Below are 360 nucleotides of genomic sequence, written 5' to 3'. Positions count from 1 at the left end.
GGTGAACGTCTTGCCCGTACCCGTTGCCCCCAACAGCACCTGATCGCGTTCGCCCTGCAAAACACCCGTCGATAGTTCCGCAATCGCCGTGGGCTGATCGCCTGCGGGTTCGAACTCTGTGCTCATGACAAACCGTTTGCCGCCTTCCAGCTTTTCGCGCTGTTGCGGCGCGCGGTGCAGCATTGGCATGTCTTGGGGGTTGTTGTTGTGCATCTGAGCTCCTTTGTCGGCCCTTATAATGTCCTCTTTTTGGTCACCTTCAAGGGGGGAGCAATCATCTGCTGACATAGCTTGAAACTGCCTGCGTTTTTCACGATAAGGAGCCAAGGAATTTGGAGGCATACCGATGCGCGCACGAAT

At 55.8% G+C, this 360-nt stretch carries 1 protein-coding gene; it reads right to left on the bottom strand.

All coding sequences use genetic code 11. From position 1 onward, the window contains the following. Positions 1–213, bottom strand: a 213-nt coding sequence (locus AC1QQ2_RS08940; RefSeq protein WP_479712875.1) for a hypothetical protein, incomplete at its 3' end; no start/stop codon positions are given. Between the last annotated feature and the right edge of the window lie 147 nt (positions 214–360).

Source organism: Aestuarium sp., from assembly GCF_023253315.1.
In the GTDB taxonomy this organism is placed as follows: Bacteria; Pseudomonadota; Alphaproteobacteria; order Rhodobacterales; family Rhodobacteraceae; genus Marivivens; species Marivivens donghaensis.
The sequence above is the reverse complement of the archived record's forward strand: the minus strand, read 5'-3'. Positions and strand labels throughout refer to the sequence as shown.